General features: G+C 35.0%; 10 protein-coding genes and 2 tRNA genes. 6 read left to right on the top strand and 6 right to left on the bottom strand.

Features of this window, described 5'->3' with window-relative positions; genetic code table 11:
- Positions 1 to 2: 2 nt before the first annotated feature.
- From DYQ05_RS13250 to DYQ05_RS13235, 4 genes are all read right to left on the bottom strand, one after another.
- Complete coding sequence (locus DYQ05_RS13250; protein ID WP_206183597.1) at positions 3 to 563, bottom strand: rod-binding protein; 561 nt, start codon at positions 561 to 563, stop codon at positions 3 to 5.
- Between the two features lie 32 nt (positions 564 to 595).
- Complete coding sequence (gene flgG / locus DYQ05_RS13245; RefSeq protein WP_020966560.1) at positions 596 to 1,390, bottom strand: flagellar basal-body rod protein FlgG; 795 nt, start codon at positions 1,388 to 1,390, stop codon at positions 596 to 598.
- Between the two features lie 278 nt (positions 1,391 to 1,668).
- A complete protein-coding gene (locus DYQ05_RS13240) occupies positions 1,669 to 2,724 on the bottom strand; it encodes a flagellar motor switch protein FliG (protein WP_206183596.1) in 1,056 nt (351 codons plus the stop codon).
- 1 nt (position 2,725) lies between these two features.
- On the bottom strand, positions 2,726 to 3,652 hold the full coding sequence (locus DYQ05_RS13235) for a ribonuclease Z (RefSeq protein ID WP_020966558.1): 927 nt from the start codon (positions 3,650 to 3,652) through the stop codon (positions 2,726 to 2,728).
- A 92-nt stretch (positions 3,653 to 3,744) separates the two neighbouring features.
- Here DYQ05_RS13235 and DYQ05_RS13230 point away from each other — a divergent pair, with 92 nt between their 5' ends.
- From DYQ05_RS13230 to DYQ05_RS13210, 5 genes are all read left to right on the top strand, one after another.
- Positions 3,745 to 4,263, top strand: a complete 519-nt coding sequence (locus DYQ05_RS13230; RefSeq protein ID WP_020966557.1) for a hypothetical protein — start codon at positions 3,745 to 3,747, stop codon at positions 4,261 to 4,263.
- Positions 4,260 to 5,675, top strand: coding sequence for an SPOR domain-containing protein (locus DYQ05_RS13225; protein WP_206183595.1), 1,416 nt, complete (start codon positions 4,260 to 4,262; stop codon positions 5,673 to 5,675). The genes DYQ05_RS13230 and DYQ05_RS13225 overlap by 4 nt, the downstream gene beginning before the upstream one ends.
- Before the next feature lie 379 nt (positions 5,676 to 6,054).
- The gene (locus DYQ05_RS13220; protein WP_206183594.1) at positions 6,055 to 11,382 is read left to right on the top strand and encodes a diguanylate cyclase; all 5,328 of its coding nucleotides are present in this window, start codon (positions 6,055 to 6,057) and stop codon (positions 11,380 to 11,382) included.
- Positions 11,383 to 11,392: 10 nt separating this feature from the next.
- On the top strand, positions 11,393 to 12,430 hold the full coding sequence (locus tag DYQ05_RS13215; RefSeq protein WP_206183593.1) for a hypothetical protein: 1,038 nt from the start codon (positions 11,393 to 11,395) through the stop codon (positions 12,428 to 12,430).
- The gene (locus tag DYQ05_RS13210) at positions 12,411 to 16,697 is read left to right on the top strand and encodes a diguanylate cyclase (protein WP_206183592.1); all 4,287 of its coding nucleotides are present in this window, start codon (positions 12,411 to 12,413) and stop codon (positions 16,695 to 16,697) included. Before DYQ05_RS13215 ends, DYQ05_RS13210 begins: the two co-directional genes overlap by 20 nt.
- Before the next feature lie 35 nt (positions 16,698 to 16,732).
- Here DYQ05_RS13210 and DYQ05_RS13205 read toward each other — a convergent pair.
- Positions 16,733 to 16,804: transfer RNA gene (locus DYQ05_RS13205), tRNA-Pro, on the bottom strand.
- 52 nt (positions 16,805 to 16,856) lie between these two features.
- A tRNA-Asp gene (locus tag DYQ05_RS13200) sits at positions 16,857 to 16,931 on the bottom strand.
- Between the two features lie 138 nt (positions 16,932 to 17,069).
- Between DYQ05_RS13200 and DYQ05_RS13195 the strand changes: the two genes are divergently transcribed.
- Complete coding sequence (locus tag DYQ05_RS13195) at positions 17,070 to 18,410, top strand: tetratricopeptide repeat protein (protein WP_020966552.1); 1,341 nt, start codon at positions 17,070 to 17,072, stop codon at positions 18,408 to 18,410.
- Positions 18,411 to 18,436 lie beyond the last annotated feature (26 nt).

Below are 18,436 nucleotides of genomic sequence, written 5' to 3'. Positions count from 1 at the left end.
AGTTATTTTTTTCTGTAAAGTTCAAGATAAATTTGGTCTGCCAGTCCGAAGCCTGCATTTTTAGTTACGTTTCTTCCGAGTTCTTCATACATCATATCGGTGTACATTTTGCCTGCAAAAGATTCATCGCCTGAAAGCGTTTTTCCGCTTAAGGTTTTCCGCATGGAATCAAGCATAATTTTTACAAAATAAGATTCAAGTTCGAGGGCTTTTTCATAAAGCTCGCCGGTTTTATCTATTTCATTTTTTTGAATAACCATGTTTCCCGATTTTCCGAAGTCGGAGGCCATACCCTGAGCGGTTCTCTCGTAATCGGCTTTGCCCGGGTTTTGAAGTTTAAACGAGCTTATATAATCGCCGGGAAGACGGGTATCGCCGAAGGCGGAATTGTTTGTATTTTGAGAAATTATATTTGCGGAATTTTGTGCGGTTCTAAGGTTATCCATTATTAGGCTGAAACTGCTTTGTCCGCTTTCTTCTCCGGGTTGACGTTTTTTTTCGGTTATTGAATTTCCGTTTGTCCCCATATATTCCGCTTTACCCTTTATTTCCGCAATATTCATTTTACTCTCCGGTTATTTTTTTTGTTCAGGCTTTACCGTTTTAAACTTACGGCAGTACCCAGCATATTATCGCTTGTTTGAATTGCCTTTGAGTTAAACTCGTAGGCTCTTTGGGCAACAATCATATTTACCATTTCGCTTATTGTAGAAACGTTGGACATTTCTAAAAATTTATGTTCCGTTTTTCCGAAACCGTTAAAGCCCGGTCTTCCGGGTATAGCCTGTCCCGATGCAGGTGTTTGGCGGAAAAGGTTGGTGCCTTCCGCCGAAAGGCCCGCATTGTTTTGAAATCGGTAAAGTTCTATTTGCCCGACTTCTATAGGGTCGTCAATGTCTCCGACTTTTACGGTAACTCTTCCGTCCCGGCTTACCGTTATTGTATTTTCTCTATATCCTTCAGGAAAAATAATTTCAGGTAAAACGCGTAAGCCGTTTGAAGTTACAAGCTGGCGGTCCGCATCGATTTTAAACGAGCCGTCCCTTGTGTAAGCATAGGTGCCGTCATACTGAAGTACACGGAAAAAACCTTCTCCCTGTACTGCAATATCGCTTGTTACACCAGTTTGCTGTAAAGAGCCTTGTTCAAAAATTCTTTGCGTTGCGGCAAGTTTTGCACCGTGTCCCATTTGAACTCCTACCGGCGTAATGGTATCTTCCGTGGCGGGAGTACCTGCGGTTTTTACCGTTTGATATAAAAGGTCTTCAAATTCGGCTCTTTGTTTTTTAAAGCCGCTTGTGTTTACGTTTGCCAAATTATTTGCAACGGTATCGATATTAGCCTGCTGGCTGTTCATGCCTGTAGCTGCCGTCCATAAACTTCTAACCATAAGTATTCTCCCGATATTTTTCCGATTTTAGGAATTGACCCGTTTTACGCTTTAGTTTTACACTTTATAATAATAAACGTAAAAAACGGTCTTATTTATATTTTCGGCAGGATTTTAAGGCAGGTTTAGATAAATTTAATCGGGAATCGGAATACTGTGCGGCAAACTTGCATTATCGTATGCCGTTTTTCTCTAAATGTTACAAAACTGCAAAAATAAGCAATGACAGGAATTTGAAAATTCCTCACAGCTTTTAAAAAGGGGTTGTATTTTAAAGTTTACACGTATTCTTCTTCATTAAAATTAAGAATAATGCGCCCCTTTTCCGCCTCGGCTCTTATTTTAGCTAAAAAAGAATCGGCAGCCTCGTTTAATTCTTTTTTTAAAATGGGAGAGATAAATTCTTCTTCCTGCAAAACAAGGGCGGCGCGGGTTTTTGAAAGATTACTTAAAATCGCCTTTCTGAATTCGGGGCTTTTCGCATGGATAAGACGGGCAAGTTCTATTCCCGTCATAGGTGAAATTAAATATTGAATATGTTTCGGATTCATTTTTATAATGTCGTCAAGTGTAACGAGTTTGTCGCTTATAGTTCCCGCAAGGTTTTCGTCCTGTTCTTTTATGGAATCCAAGATATTGCTTCCCGTTTTATAGTCTACTTGCCTGAGTATTTCAGCCAAAACGGAAACCCCGTCAATCGAGGCCGTTTTGTTTAAATTAACATCAACCATTTTTTTCTTTAAGGCTTCGCTTACCTGATAAAGAATTCCAGAGTCGAGTTTTTGCATTTTTGCAAGCCGCAAAACAATTTCTTTTTTTTCTTCTTCATCGGAAAGAGAGCTTATATACTCGGCCGCCTGTTTGGCTTCAAGCTGTGATAAAACAATTGCTTTTGAAGAGGGAAGCTCTCCTGCCAAGATACGGGTTAAATTTTCACCGCTCATTCCCTGTAAATATTCAAAAGGGACAGGCTTTTTTTCAGGTACCGCATTTTCTAAGATTTCTTCCGCTCTGGTACTGCCGAAAGCTTCGGTAAGCATAGTTTTTGCAGTTTCAACACCCCCTAAAGAGTTTTTATTTTTAGTATAAACGGCATTAAATTCATTTAAAATTTGCAGAGCTTCCGATTTATCTATACTTTGAATTGTAACAAGCTCCGCAACGACCTTATCCACCTGTTCTTTTGTAAGCTGTTTTAACACGCCTGCCGCCTGTTCCGTTCCTATTATAAATAAAAACTTTGCAACGCGCCTGTAAGGGCTTTCTTTCGGTTTTTCGTCAACGGGTACTTTTATAAGCCCCTTTTCAAGCATTCTGCTTTCAATATCGCTCATACTAATCCTCGTATTCAAGTTTTATCGTCATTTTATCTTTAGATAAAATAGTTTCGGGGAAAACCTCCCGCGCCTGTTCGACAAGATTTTTTAAATCGTTATCCGTATATCTCGGGCTGTAGTGAATAAGGGCCATTTTTTTTACTTCCGCATCTTTTGCAATTTTAGCGGCTTGGGTACACGTCATATGCTTTTTTTCGGCGGCATCTTTTTCCATACCTTTTTCAAACATTCCCTCGCATACGAAAAAATCAGCCCCTCTTACCTCATTTGCAATTGAGGGAAGGTATTTTGTATCGGTTACAAACGCAAACTTGCGCCCCTTCCTTTTTTTCCCCATAACCTGCTCCGGAGTAACGAGGCTGCCGTCTTCCGCATTTACGGAAAACCCGCTTTGCAGCTTAGACCACAAGGGGCCGCACGGAACCTTGAGTTCTTTTGCGGCTTCAGGCTTAAATTCTCCGGGTCGCTCAAATTCTTCAAAAGTATAACCTAGGCACGGTTTTGTATGGTCCAGCTTAAAAGCCCTCACTTGAAACTCGTCCGTAGAAAAAATAATTCCGGGTTCGTTTATTTCTTTTACAATAATTTCGTAATTTATATACATATCCAAAACTCGGCAGCTTGATTCTACATATTCGGCAACTTTGGGCGGTCCGAAAATATACATAGGTTCGTCGCGGTCTACCTGTGAAGAAAGCATAAGTAAGCCGGGTAAGCCTGTAATATGGTCTGCATGAGTATGGCTTATAAAAATCGCGTTTATCCTCTTCCAGCGCAAATTAAGCCGTCTTAATGCTACCTGAGTACCCTCACCGCAATCAAATAAAAATAAATCGCCTTCGCGTCTTAACAAAACGGAAGTTAAATGTCTATATGGAAGCGGCATCATTCCGCCGCAGCCTAAAATAAAAGCTTCAAGATTCATAAAGGGTAATTATACCGAATATTAACTAAAAATGCAAGTTTAAGATAAAGTCGGATATAACTATACCGATAATTTAATTCGAGGACTAAGATATGTTTAAGAAGTATTTTTGCTTTGCGGTATTTACCGTTATTTTAACTTTATCCGCATTTACCGAAACCTTGGCTATCGCCTGCTTTCAAAATGAGGAAATAGATGATAAATGCAGAAACGTTACCGGCAAATTTGAAGATTTACTGTTTGAACCGTTTTTTGAAAGCGGTTTTATTGTTACAAGCCTTCCTTCCGCCGATTTGGAACCGCAAAAAGAAATAAAATTAGGCGAAATAGAGAAATTTTTTGAAGAACCTTCGGATTATATTTTAATTTGCCGTATGCAATACGGAAAAGACCTTGTTTTTAATAAAATCCTCGATAGAAAAATTCCCGATTGGAAAACTTTAAAGGTTTCTCTCGTAAATTTTTCTACGGGAAAAGAAATTTACACAAAAATATTTGATATGACCAAATTTAAAGAAATAGACCCCGAAAAAAAATGCGAAACCGTTTCGGTACAAGTTGCCAAAGAGGCTATCGAAACTATAAATAAAGATAAAAGGAGAAATAAATGAAAAAACTGATTGTTTCAATAGTATTTATACTCTCATTTTCCTGCATATGGGCAGTTTGGGAAGGAAACGGCGGTATAGGCGCCGCTTCGGACTTTCCCGCCGAAGGTCTTTTTGTAAGAAGCGATATGTTTCCCAAACACACCCTTTTGGAAATCACAAATTTGGAAAAAAACATAACGCTTAGGGCTGTAGTTGTAGGGCAATCCGGAATTCCGGGGCTTTTAATAAGTTTATCCCCAGAGCTTGGAGCTAAATTGGCTATCGCTTCGGGAAAAGTTGTTCGCGTCCGTGTTGTTACTCCGTCTCCCGTACAGGAAATAGGCGATGACGGCATTGCCGCCGGGACATCTTCCCCCGAATCTATGGATTTGGATTCCAATCCGGCCCTCTTAGTAGCGTCCGAAACCGAATCTCCCGAATATAAAGCGGAAAAACCTCGCGAAACCGATTCAAAAGCCGAAGAACCTGTAAGCTCTCCCATTGTTTACGAAGAACCGCCTGAAACCGTTCCTCCCGCTGAAGAACCTAAACCGGAGGAACCTGAAAAAGAAATCGTTCCCGTTAAAGAAACCGAACCGGAACCCGCTCCGGCAGTTCCTCCTCCGGTTGAGCCTGTTCCGGAAAAACAGCCTGAAGTTAAACTCGTGCCTGAGCCTCCCGTAACGGTTTATATGGAGCCTGCCGATTTAAGGCCGCCGATTGTGGTTTCAAAAATAACGAAACCTAAAAAAAATAACGAAAAAGAACCTGAAAAAGTAAAAGAAATATCGGGCATTTTAAAACCTGCCGAAAAAAAAGAAAAAGCGGAGCCTCCCGTAACTACCGTAAAAGAGCCCGCAGCTCCTAAAAAAGAAAAAGAGGCGGAAGAACCTGCCGTTTCGGTAATACCTCCTGTAACGGAGCCCGAAAAACCTCAAACCGAACCTGATAAAGAGGTCGGTTATGTCGCTTCTATTGTGCAGCCTAAGGCTGACGAACCTGAGGAAGATAAAAAGCCTGAAGAAGTCGGTCATATTATGGAGCCTGAGAGTGTACCTGAAAGCCCCGCAAAAGAAGAAACCGAAGAAATTTATGAGGTAACGGAACCTGTAAAGACGGAAGAAGAAGCTCCCGCAGCAGTTGAGGAAAAACCTCCCGTTAAAGAGTCTTTAGAATCCGATAAACCGGCAGAAAAATTAAAAAAAGGAGAACTGTATATTCAAATTGCAGTTTATAACGATAAATACTCTGCGGATTCCGCCGTAAAAAATCACGGTAAACAATATCCCGTATTTGTCGAAGAAGACAAAAAAAGAGGAAAAACCGTTTATACCGTATTTATAGGTCCCCTGCAGCGTGAAGAAACCGGGGCTGTAATAGAACGGTTTAAAAAATTGGGCTTTGAAGGAGCCTTTTTAAAAAGAGGTAAATAAAGGAAGTTATTATTTTAACAGCTGTAAGTAAATAAATCTTAACTTTTGAATTATTTGGTAAAAAATTTAAAAATTTTTGTAACTAAAATAAGATAATTCGTTTTATTAAGTGTACATTGAACGAGATGATAGTGTTCAATTTACCTCCTTTGCAGTTTCCCGGCAGGTTTTTACCTGTCGGGTTTTTTATTTTATATACGGGAAACTCCTGATGATTACTCCTTTAAATTGAAAACGCAAATGAAAATTCCCGATATAACTGCCTGTACTGAAGTTTACCCGTGTTCGGGGTTTACCCTATTGGTAGACATTTTTATCTAAATGTGCTAACATCTCTCTTGTAAATTTTACCGTCGAACATAAAATTTGCATAACTTGTATGGACGTCATAAATAACCGGTATCATATTTTAAAAAAACTTGATTCTCACATTCATAATGTAGAAGAGTTTTTGGCTGTAGACCTTTGGTCAAAAGAAAGGGAGCTTAACTTGAAAATTGTTCCTGCCTCAGCTCTCTCCGATGAAGTTTTTTCTTTTATAAAAGACGGATTTATAAATATAAGAACAATAGACAACTATTTTTACTTAAAAAACTACGGATTTGCAAGTTTATATTTATCTCTATTCAGGTCTTTTTCTACGAGGCCCGAAGAAAAATGTTATATACTTACTACGGAATATCTTTCCGATTACACTCCCTTGCTGACCTTTGTTAATTCCTGCTCGATGAAAGATTTTCTTGAAATAACGGTTTCGGTTTTTAGAGCCTTAACCTATATCGGAAATATGGGATTTGAGTATACGGCATTTACCCCGAGCGATATTTTTGTAGTTAAAACCAAGACGGGGTTCAGGATTAGAATTAAGGATATTATAACAAAAAAATTGGAAGACCCGTTTTCCGTTCATTTTGCGGAAGCTGCCGATGCCGCCTATGAAGATAAAAACATAGAAATGATAGGTTATCTTATTCTTTCAATATTGGCGGGAAAATATATTAAAAGTAATTTTTTGCGCTCGCTTGCGGAATTAAAAAAAAACTTCAAGAAGAAAAATCTTAATAAATCCGATTTAAAAATATTTGAATGTTTATGCAATGTTGCTAAAAAAGCCGCCGTAAAAACAAAAGAAAGCAATAAGCTGAAAATAAGTTCTCTGCTTTCGGATATAAACGTTGCGCTAGGATTAAACTATACTATAACCGCCGGGGAAGTTATGAAACCTATTACCTTCCGTCCGCGCATAGTAGGAAGGGAGCGGTATATAAAAGCCGTATTAAAATCCGCCGGAGAAATAAATTCGGGTAATGCTTTAAAAAACGTGTTTATTATTAAAGGCCCCTTCGGAATAGGTAAAACAAGATTTTTAGGAGAGGCCGGATACGAATTATCGCTTGAATGTATAAATGTATACTTTAACTATAATTTAAAAACACACGGTTCCAAACATTTTTGGGACGATTTTTTGGAAAAAGCCTTTTGTAACAACCTGCCTGCGCAAAATATTTCGGAAAAAACCGCGATATTAAAAAATATAGAATATATAAACAATCAACGGCAAAAAAAAGATATACCGCATAAATACGAGCATTTAAAATTTAAAGTATTTAATGAAGGAAAAAATTTGTTTTTTAAATTGGTAGGCCGAATGCCTGTTTTTCTTATAATAGACGATTTACATCTTGCAAATGATTTTGTGCTTGAAACAATTTTATATTTATCGGCTGAAATTACAAAACAGGAAAAATTAGGAATTATTTTTTCTTATGATGAAACGGCCGCTCCGGCATCTTCAAAATTCGAATCATTTTTAAAAACCTTGCAGCTGCATAAAAACGTGGAAACTTTTTCTTTTTCCAACTTTTCCGAAGAAGAAACTACGATTATGCTTAAAAACATTTTACTGTTAAAATATGCTCCGAAAAAAACAGGTTCCGTTTTATACAAACAAACTAAAGGCTATCCGTTATTTATAATAGAAGCCGTTAAAGAATTGATAATGAATAATATTATGTATATCGATAAGCGGTACGGTATGTGGCATATTAGGGAACGGTTTTTTAATGAAAACATATCAAAGAAAATTTCTTTAAATATAGAAGAAACATTAAAAAATCAAATTAAATTCGTGCCAGAAAAAGAAAAAGAGATGCTTCTTACTATGGCCTTATTTCAAAATACTTTTAAGTTGGAGTATTTATACGGATTAATTCCTATGCCTAAAAATAAAATAGATAAGTCGATTAAGATTTTAATAGATAAGGCACTTATATTTGAAATACACTCCGGAAATAAAGTCGAATATTCAATAACGAACAAAACTCTCAGAGATATTTTATATGAAGATACGAATCAAAAAATAAAAATTGCAGGGCATAAAAAAATAATTAAAATTTTACAAAAAGATGAAGCCGTTAACCGGAATGAATTAATTTGGCATTTGGAAAAGTCCGGTAATAAAAGTTTGGCCGCAAAATATTGTATGGAAAATGTAGATAACGCTCTTAAGAATAAAAAAATAAATGAAGCTATTTTAAATTACGGTAAAATTTTGGAGCTTATGGAAGAATCCGATATTGAAATGCGCTGCAAGACAATGCTTACAATTGCAAAATTGTATTATCAGCTTGGGTTAAGAGAAAAAGAAAGAGAAACTCTTCAGATTATATCCGAAATTATCCCTCAAATAAATAATTATGAACTGTTATCTCTTTATTATTACCAATCGGCAAATTACGAATATATTTCGGAACACCAAGCGCTGGTTCTTAATTATTCGGAAAAGTTAAAGCTGTTATACGAAAAATGTAAAACTCCGATTATAACTATAAATTTACACGGCGTAAATTGTATGTATTATAAATTATCGCAAAATATAGAAGCGCTTAAAAAAAACAGTTATAAGGTTTTAAAACTTTGCGGCGATAAAGAAGAGTATTTAATTTATAAGTGCGATGCCTTGGTTTTTTTAGGCTATGCAAATTATATAAAACGGAATTATAAAGAGTCTTTTAAATACTATAAATATTGTTTGGAAACTACAAGGCAATGTAATTATACAAAGTGCGAGCTTACGGCTTTATGTAATATTGCAATAGCTTATGCTTTCAGCCGTAACGGTATACATAAGGCCTTTAAATATATGCACTTACTTATAAGTAAAGCGCGCTCAATGGATATTATCTCGATTGAAATTTATGCTCTTTTAAATTATGCTATTATGCTGGTGGAAATTCATAACAGTAAATTGGCATATAAATATGTCAAAGAAGCTTCCGCAAAAATTATTGCAAACAATATCCTTACACTTGAGTATCCTAAAATATTAACCTTTATGAATACTTCCATGAATTTGTGTAAATACAATGATTTTTTTAAATACAGAAAAGAGGCCGTTCATTTTTTAAAAAATACAAAACTTGAAAATAAACTGTTATACGATTTCCTTTATTATAACTTGCTTGCGGAAACATGCCAATATTTATGGTGTCATACTAAAGGCTTCCGCCTTTTAAAGAGGCTTTTAAAACTTAAAGACTACAGAAGCGATGTCAGCTTAGCTCTTATTTATTTTAGGATAGAAGCTTCACGTATTATATTAAACAGAAAAACGGATATAGGAAACCTTATCAAATATTTCGATATTTATGCAAAAAAACTGAATAAAAATTCTCAAAGCGATTATTCTAAAATAATTTCAAAGAGCTTATTGGAATTTACTATTGCATTAACCATACAGCGCAGCGACATAGATTTTTCTCCTCTTATTTTAAAGTTACTTGAATATAAAGATATACGGTTAAGTACATTTCAATATATTGCGATGCTTTATTTTGAAGCTTATATTGACAAAGAAAATGAAGGTGAGTTATTATCAAGGGCTATTCAAATAAGCAAACATAAAAATAATACCAATTTGCTTATACCGCTTGATATAAGGCTGGGGCTGTATCACAAAAATAAGGGTGATAATATTCTTGCCGTTTTTAACTTTTTGGAAGCGGAAGACGAAATTCTGGAATTATTTAAAAATATTCCGAAAGAGTATAGATTACCCTTATATAATAATTCATTTTATAATATTCCGTTTAATGCGGTACAGGAATTTATTGAAGGAAAAGATATTTCAAAAATAAATCCTGTCAAAAAGCGGATTTCCGAAGAAGAGCTGAATACAATTATTTCGGCTTCTCATATTAAGCTCTTGCAAAAAGATATTAAATTTAAAAAGGCTTTAACTTCCAGATTAATGCAAATAAACGGTTTCGGCAATATGACTCATACCGGCATATTTGCAAAATTTAATAATAATTTTGAAGAGCAAATGCGGAAATTTATGCAATTTCTTTCTTTTCAGCTTCTTGCACCTCAGTTCGGCTTACTCGTTTTAAACAGAATAGGTAAATTGGAAAGTGTCGCTTTATCGAAATTCCATAAAGATGTAAAAATTCTATATGATTTAATTATAAAATTCGGTTACGATAAAATCGGTAACGTTCAAAAGAAGATTAAAAAACAATGTATGATTATTCCGATTAAAAAGAAAAATTCTAACGGTAAAATTTATGACTTGTTGGGATTTATGGTTTTTGTTTCCGGAAATACTGTAAATAATTTTTCGAGCGGCGGACTTAAAACGGCTAAAGACGTTTCGCATTTTTTGGCAATGATATTGGAAAATAATATTCTTAAACAAACGGCATTTTATGATTTTTTAACCGGAGCATTAACCAGAAAATATCTTGATATATCTCTTAAAAATATTTTAAAGAATTCTATAAAAACGAATTCGGTGTTTTCCATTATAATATACGATTTGGATAAATTTAAAACCGTAAACGATTCTTTCGGACATCATATAGGTGATATGGTTTTACAAAATGTAGCTAAAACCGTTTTTAAGGAGTTAAAAGAAGGACAGCTTTTAGGAAGATTCGGCGGAGAGGAGTTTGTTATTATACTTCCGAATATCGGAATGGAAAAAGTGTGTGAAGCGGCCGAAAACTTTAGAACTAAAGTTGAAGAAGCTGTTTTTGATGAGATAAAAATAACCGTCAGCTTGGGAATTTCCTGTTATCCCGAACACGGTAAAACAATTCCCGATTTGTTATTAAAAGCCGACCAGGCATTATATAAAGCAAAAAATTCCGGGAGAAATCGTTCGTGTTTATGGTCGTATAGTATTTTGTCGGAACAAATAACTTCAACCGCAATAGGCGGTTTATTGCTTGCAGATGAAACAAAATATTCCGAAACCGTTAATGCCGCCGCTGAGTTGGCGGATATTCCCAAAATAAAGCAGCCGCGCCATAAAATGTTTTCCGATTTTGCCGCTAAAATTATGCATTTATTTAATGCTGAAAGCTGCGCCGTTATTACGGTTTCGCAAAATAAAAAAACAAAAGCCTTAAAACTTAATATAGCCGCAAAATTGGGCTTTGTTACATACACTATAAACGAAGAGCTTGTTTTTTCGGTGTTAAATACGGGCTTAGGTCTTTGTCGAATAGATTGGGATAATGTTGCCGGAAAAAATATTGTAAGCAATATACCCGAATGGAATTCGGTAGCCGTTGCGCCTTTAACTAAAAACGAAAATATCGCAGGCGTTGTATATTTGGCTTCTCCTGAAAAGAAACGGGAGTTTAATTCTACCGATTTAAACTTGCTGAAATTTATTGCGGATATCGTTTCCGCAAATATTTAGGTGCACATTTATGGATATAATTAACGAGCGTTACGGAATAATAAAAGAGCTTAATTCAAAGACAAACGATATCCGCAGTTTTATAGCGGAAGACTTAAACTCCTCCGAAAGAAAACGGTTTAAATTAAACATTGTAAAAACAACCGCCTTTGAAAATTCTTTTATGGAATTTTTAAGAAATAAATTCTTTTTAATAAAACAAATAGACTGCTCTTTATTTTCTAAATTATATGATTTTACGAGATTAATCAGCATAAACGGCGTTAAAACGATTGAAGATTCTTATATTTATACTTGTGAAAAAGTAGACTCCGCAACTTATCTTTTGGAATTTTTAAAAACCGCCTCATGGGAAGAGATTTTACAAATTACGGTTCTTATCTGCAAGGCTTTAAATTATCTTTGTAAATATGAAATGGAATACAAAAATTTTAATTTAAAAAATATTTATGTTCTAAAAACCGAAAAAAAACTTACAATTAAACTTCAAGATATTATCACATATAAACTTTTGGAAAATATAGAATTAATTGAATATAAAAATATAAATAAAGACTATTTTGAATATGATGTAGAGTCCTTTGCGGTTATTTTGTTGTCTCTACTTGCAAGACGTCAGCTTTCAAATTTGGATATACCGGATTTTTCATCGATAAAAACTTCCTGTTTAAAACTTTGTACCGATAAAAACGATAAAAAAATTGCGGAGTGCTTATTCGGTATTTGCAATAAAGCTATTTCCAGTATGACCGACCACACAACTTATTTATTTCACCATATTATACTGGATATAAATAAACAGTTACAGCGTACATTTTCCGTCGCCTGTAAGGCGGCGCGTAAGGATAAATTTATATCGCCTAAAACTATAGGAAGATATAAAGAAAAAAATAAGCTTCTTTCAAGTTTTTATAATTTATACAATAATGTATCCGATAATAATGTATGTTTTATAACGGCGCAGTTGGGTGCAGGCAAAACGTCTTTTCTTGCCGAGCTTAATTTTTTATTTTCTTTAGAAAAATGCGATGTTTACAATTTTTCCTAATCTCGGTAATTTTAACGAAGAGCAATTCTTGATTCATTTAATGCGCACTATGCTGATGAACGTCCCCTTAAATACCGTAAATGTTTTGGAAAAAGAAATCCTTGAAGGAATTGAAATTTTGACAAAGGGTAAATATCCCGCGCATAAGCTTAATATGCTGAAGTATAGACTTATAAACCGCATTTCAAATTTAATCGCCGAAAGGACGGCTTCAAAAGTTGCAGTGTTTATTGTAGACGATATTCACCTCGGAGCGGATTTTATCTTAAATTTGTTTTTACATTTAGCCGTTGAAAGTGTAAATCATAAAAAAATTATGCTTATTTTTTCTTACGATGAATTCGGAATTAAGCAAAACGTTCAGGCGCAAAAAATGGTTGAAGTCTTGACCGCCCAAGATAATACCCAAAAGATAAATTTATGCAATTTATCCGAATATGAAACCGGTGTTTTAATACGGCACCTTTTACAGGTAAGACATGTACCGTATGTATTGATAAATAAAATATACTCGCATACTTCAGGCAGCCCTCTGTTTGTTACCGAAGTGGTAAAAGAATTGGTATATAACGGAGATATTAAAAAGAATGAAATTACCGAAATATGTATGCTTTCGAATAATATTTTAGATGTCTCGCTGCCGATTCAAATATCGTCCAATATAGAACAAGCCGTTAAAACTCATCTTAAAAATTTAAATACCGAAGAGCTTTTACTTTTAAACGCAATGAGTATTTTTCAAAACGTTTTTACTCTTGATGATATTGTAAATATTGCAGCTTTTAAAAAAGCGGATATAAAAAAATATTTTTATAATTTTTTAGAAAATAATATCATAGCCAAGGCGGATTCGGGGCTTTCCTCCGAATATATTATTGTTAATAATATATTGCACAATACCTTATATGCCGAATTGGACCCGGAATATAAAGTTGCACTTCATAAAAAAATAGCCGGCATAATAAAACAAAAATCTAAAATCAATATAAATGAATATATTTGGCATGCGGAACGTGCAGGCTTGGCTGAAGAAGTTGTCGATTATTGTATTAAACACGAGGCCGTTATAAAAAAAACACACACGGTTTCCGCAGTCATTTCGATTTTTGAAAAAATATATACTTTGATATGTGAAACCGATACGGACAAGCAATTATATGTTTTATTGCTGCTTGCAGAAGCTTATATCGATACCGAAAATGTTTTTGATTGTGCAAATAAAATATTACAGGCTGAAATGCTGTTAAATAAACGGATAAGCAATAAAAACCTGATTGCCCTTCTTTATATAACTAAAACGAACTATGAAATATTAATTAATGTAGATTCCCGTTCAATCGAAAAAACTCTCGACATAGCGGAGCAGGCGGCTAAAAAAGCGGGAGATAAATTCGTAACCTTATCTTTTTTAAAAGTTAAATCTAAATTTTTACAATACAGTCGGAGGCATGCTGAAGGAATCAGGGTTGCAAAAAAAGTTGTAAAACTTTGCGGTGATATAAAAAAATATCAATTTTTAAAAGCCGGCGCTTTGCTTGAACTTGGAAATAATTTTTATTATTCCGGTAATTTTAATAAAGCTGAAAAAATTTATATTGAAGCGGTAAAGACGGCTTCAAAAGCCCGCAATTTTAAAGTTAAGAATTTTGCGCTTAATAACCTTGCTATAATCTATTTAAATTTATATCAAAATTTTTCCAAGGCTCTATCTTTTTATAATGACATAATCGATAAAAGCGAAGAATACAATAATGTTTCAACTAAGGTATTGGCTATGCTGAACATAAGCACTTTAAAAGCCTCCGCAGGCGAATATATAGAGGCTTATGATTTATGTATGGACGCTATAAAAAAAATAAAGCAAAATCAATTATACAACCGTTATTTATTCGCTTACACTTTACTGTATGATTTTTTATCGGTATTTGACGATTATAATGCCGCATTGGCGTGTAAAATAAAAATAGATACTATGATGCAGGATAAAAGAATTTTGCAGCGTCCTGCATATATTATATCGTATACGCAAACTTCGGCAAAAATAGCTTCGGTATTTGCGGAATATGAAAAAGAAAAAAAATTATTGGAAAAGTGTTTGGAGGCAAATAACTTTAGATTTGCGATAAAAAAACTTTTTATGGAAGCCTGTCTTGAAACAAATAAATTGATAAGTAAAAAGACGGACGATATAAGTGTGTTGCAAAATATCTATACCGCAATGTTTACCGAATCTAAATATGTAAAACTGCTGCATCTTGTCTTTTATAATGTATTGGAATCGGTTAGAAGACTTATAATATTAAGGCGCGATATGGACTTTACTCCTATATTGAAATATATAGTAAAAAACAAAATATCCGATTTATCGGATATATTAAAGAGCAGAATGCTTTTTATTCTTTCATTTATTGAAAAAGAAAAAGCCGAAGAACATTTATTAAAAGCCCTCGCTTTAAATTCCGAAGAGTTTTGCAGCTTTAGTATCGATATTAACACGGAGTTGGCCCTGTTGTATTTAAATTCGGGCAATACCGTAATGGGAATTGTAAGATTTGCCGAAGTGCAAAAAATAATAGGGACGGTAATGAATTTAATGCCGATAAATAAACAACGGGCTTTTTTTAATTCAAACCGTTACGGAAGAGCTTTTGATATTATAGACGATTATCTTAACAAAAAACTTAAACCGGATTACCGCAACTATAATAAGAAATTTTCGCTTAAGCGGATACAAACCGTTTTAACGGCAAATACACTTACCTTATTAAAAAATAACAGGGAGTTTTTAACCGATATTGTAAATATTGAAAAATCTAAGACAAAATTTAAAAATAAAACGGCAGAAGATGTTATATTAAAATTTTCCAATAATTTTTTACAAAATATAAAAATTTTTTTGGATTTTATTTCATTGAATTTGCTGGCAACCGCCTATGATGTTTTTATAGTTGATAATGAAAATAATATAGAGTCTTTGTTTTCTTTCGGGCAATGTAAAAGCATAGAAAAAATTGCTCAGATATTAAAAAATTCGGTCGGGAATCAGGATAATGTTTTAGAAAACGAAAATTTACCCGCTCATATTTTACTGCCGATAAAATGCAAAAATATAAATCCTATGGAAAATAATATATGCGCATATCTTGTGTTTATATCGGAACGCGAAATAAATAATTGCAATACTTTCGGAATAGAGCTTTGTAAAATTTATGAAAATATTTTTGCATTTTTAATTGAAAGCTATAGATTGCATTATGAAGCTTCAACCGATAAACTTACATCGGCATTTACAAGAAAATATATTGATATGGCTTTTAATGAATTATTTGATGCCGCAAAAAATACCGGTAAACCTTTTTCCGTTTTAATGTACGACTTGGACCATTTTAAAATAATAAACGACACTTTCGGCCATCAAATCGGAGATGAGGTTTTAAAGGCGACGGCTTCGGCTGCAATGGGAGTTCTAAAAAAGAAACAAATTTTGGGACGTTTCGGAGGAGAGGAATTTCTTGTGCTTTTACCCGATACTCAAATAAATCAGGCCGGTTTTATCGCTGAAAATATCCGTAAGCAAATAGAAGCCTTGAAATTCGAAAATCCTGAAATAAAAATAACCGTAAGCATAGGAGCCGTTTCTTTTCCGCAGCATGCGGTAACTGCCGGAGACCTTTTATTAAAAGCGGACTCCGCATTGTATAATGCCAAGAATTCCGGCAGAAACAATGTATGTATTTGGAATACCGACTTTGTATATAAAGATTTAAAAACCGACAGAATGACGGGTGTAATTACGGGGGATTCTTTAACGGATGCGAAAAATATTTTAATACTTACTGAAGTTACCGCCTCAATAAGAAAAAAACTTGGCAAAGATATGCGTTTGAAATTCTGTTTGTCTAAAATAAAAGAGCTTACGGATGCCGATACCGCCGTTATTATTCCGATAAGGGAAAATAAACCTTCGGAGCGTATTTTAAAACCGGAGCAAACTCCGCGTGCGGAATTTAAACTGAATAAGAATTTTATCAAAGAAACCGTAACTTCCAAAAAAAGTTTTTCCGGAGTTGATTGGGATAATGCCGTCGGGAAAGATAAACTTACAGGAATACCCAATTGGAATTCGGTAATAGCTGCTCCCGTTATATATGAAGGAAAAATAAAAGCCGTTATTTATCTTCTCAAATCCATAAGAAGAAAAGAATTCTCTTCCGAAGATTTAAATATGACGGATTTTTTCAGTTCGTGTATTGCTCCCTTTTGTTAGATAAGGAATATCGGAAATTTTTTATAATTAAATAGTCGGGCAGGGGGGATTTGAACCCCCGACTTCTTGGTCCCGAACCAAGCGCGCTACCCCTGCGCTACTGCCCGTTTTAGGACGGCTATAAAAAATAAAAGCTCACCGTTAGGCGGTGAGCTTTTTCGGGAGCGACGGGGCTCGAACCCGCGATCTCCGGCGTGACAGGCCAGCGCGATAAACCAGCTTCGCTACGCCCCCATAGGCTTGCGTATTCTAGCAAAAGTAAAAAAAAATGTCAATACTTTTTAATAAAAATATTGACATTTTTTCATATTTTAAAACAATTTACGGGCTTCTTCCATTGACATATTTTAAAATAAAACGCATAATAGAAGAATGGCAACTATTATTATATCGGCTTTTATTGTTATTGTTGTACTGGGGATTATTTATTTTATTGCTTCAAAAACCTCAAATTCCGGCGGTCAGGGCAGAGCTAAAACCGTAAAAGGAAAGGCTGCTTTAATGAAAGATGCGGCACGCCGCTTAAATCAAAATCCTCGGGATATTCAGGGTCTGTTAATTATGGGCGATGTGCAATATCAGGGGCAGGAATGGGAAAAAGCTTATGCCGCATATTCCGTTTTAATCGACCATGTTAAAAGTTTGGACCTTGAAAAACAATTCGATATTCCTTTAAGGTACGGTATTTGCGCCTTAAAAACGAATAGAATGCCTGAAGCTAAAAAAGGCTTATTGTTGGCGGAAACTTTAAATCCGCGACATTTTGATGTAAATTATACGCTGGGCTATGTGTACTATATGGAAAAAGATTATGAGAGAGCCCTCCCGTATTTTAAAAAAGCCTTAATTACTCAACCGGATAATTTTTTGGCGACAAAGTATGCAGGCTATACTTTTCAGCATTTGCACAGATACAACGATGCTCTTCCCGCATTAAAAAAAGCATTGGATGTAAAGCCCGATGACAAAGAAGTTTTGTTTTCAATGGGAGAATGTTTTTATGAGGCGGGTGCAAACGATAAATGTTTGAAAATTTTAACACATTTGCGTGTAGACCCTGTTTTCGGCCCCCGCTCGGCTTTATATACCGGAATGATTAGAACAAAGGCGAATCAGCTTGACCGTGCTATCGAAGATTTTCAAATAGGATTAAAGCACCAAAATATTCCTATGGAAACTTCCAACGAGCTTAAATACAGATTGGCACAGGCATTTATAAAGACACAGGATATAGGCAAGGCTCTCCATTTATTAAAAGAAATTCAAATGATAAGCCCCGGATATAAAGATGCCGCCACATTGATTATGAGGTATCAGGAGCTGAACCAAAATAGAAATTTACAAATTTATTTAATGTCGGGACAAAGCGAATTTGTCGGTTTATGCAGAAAAATTGTTGCCAGGTTTTATCCTAAAGCAAAGGTAAAAATTCTGGATATTTCCGTGTTAGCGACGTATACCGATATAGTTGCCGAAGTGGATACGCCGCGTTTTTCGGATACGGTTATTTTCAGGTTTTTCCGCTCGCAGGGTACGGTAGGAGAGCTGCTTTTGAGAGAACTTCATGCACGTCTTAAGGAGGTAAAAGGCGGAACCGGTATTTGTATGAGCGCCGGAACTTTTACGGAAGAGGCTTTGCGTTATGCCGAAGGACGGCCGCTCGATTTATACGATAAGAATAAACTTTCAGGTGTTCTTAATTCTTTAAAGTAAAGACATCAATAAAAAAAAGCAGCCTT

Source organism: Treponema pedis, from assembly GCF_017161325.1.
In the GTDB taxonomy this organism is placed as follows: domain Bacteria; phylum Spirochaetota; class Spirochaetia; order Treponematales; family Treponemataceae; genus Treponema_B; species Treponema_B pedis.
The sequence above is the reverse complement of the archived record's forward strand: the minus strand, read 5'-3'. Positions and strand labels throughout refer to the sequence as shown.

What these genes read in the sequence shown, in the direction of transcription:
- DYQ05_RS13210 (WP_206183592.1), top strand. Translation starts at nt 12,411, where the DNA reads ATGTTTACAATTTTTCCTAATCTCGGTAATTTTAACGAAGAGCAATTC.
- DYQ05_RS13215 (WP_206183593.1), top strand. Translation starts at nt 11,393, where the DNA reads ATGGATATAATTAACGAGCGTTACGGAATAATAAAAGAGCTTAATTCA.
- DYQ05_RS13250 (WP_206183597.1), bottom strand. Translation starts at nt 563, where the DNA reads ATGAATATTGCGGAAATAAAGGGTAAAGCGGAATATATGGGGACAAAC.
- DYQ05_RS13220 (WP_206183594.1), top strand. Translation starts at nt 6,055, where the DNA reads ATGGACGTCATAAATAACCGGTATCATATTTTAAAAAAACTTGATTCT.
- DYQ05_RS13195 (WP_020966552.1), top strand. Translation starts at nt 17,070, where the DNA reads ATGGCAACTATTATTATATCGGCTTTTATTGTTATTGTTGTACTGGGG.
- flgG (WP_020966560.1), bottom strand. Translation starts at nt 1,390, where the DNA reads ATGGTTAGAAGTTTATGGACGGCAGCTACAGGCATGAACAGCCAGCAG.
- DYQ05_RS13235 (WP_020966558.1), bottom strand. Translation starts at nt 3,652, where the DNA reads ATGAATCTTGAAGCTTTTATTTTAGGCTGCGGCGGAATGATGCCGCTT.
- DYQ05_RS13225 (WP_206183595.1), top strand. Translation starts at nt 4,260, where the DNA reads ATGAAAAAACTGATTGTTTCAATAGTATTTATACTCTCATTTTCCTGC.
- DYQ05_RS13230 (WP_020966557.1), top strand. Translation starts at nt 3,745, where the DNA reads ATGTTTAAGAAGTATTTTTGCTTTGCGGTATTTACCGTTATTTTAACT.
- DYQ05_RS13240 (WP_206183596.1), bottom strand. Translation starts at nt 2,724, where the DNA reads ATGAGCGATATTGAAAGCAGAATGCTTGAAAAGGGGCTTATAAAAGTA.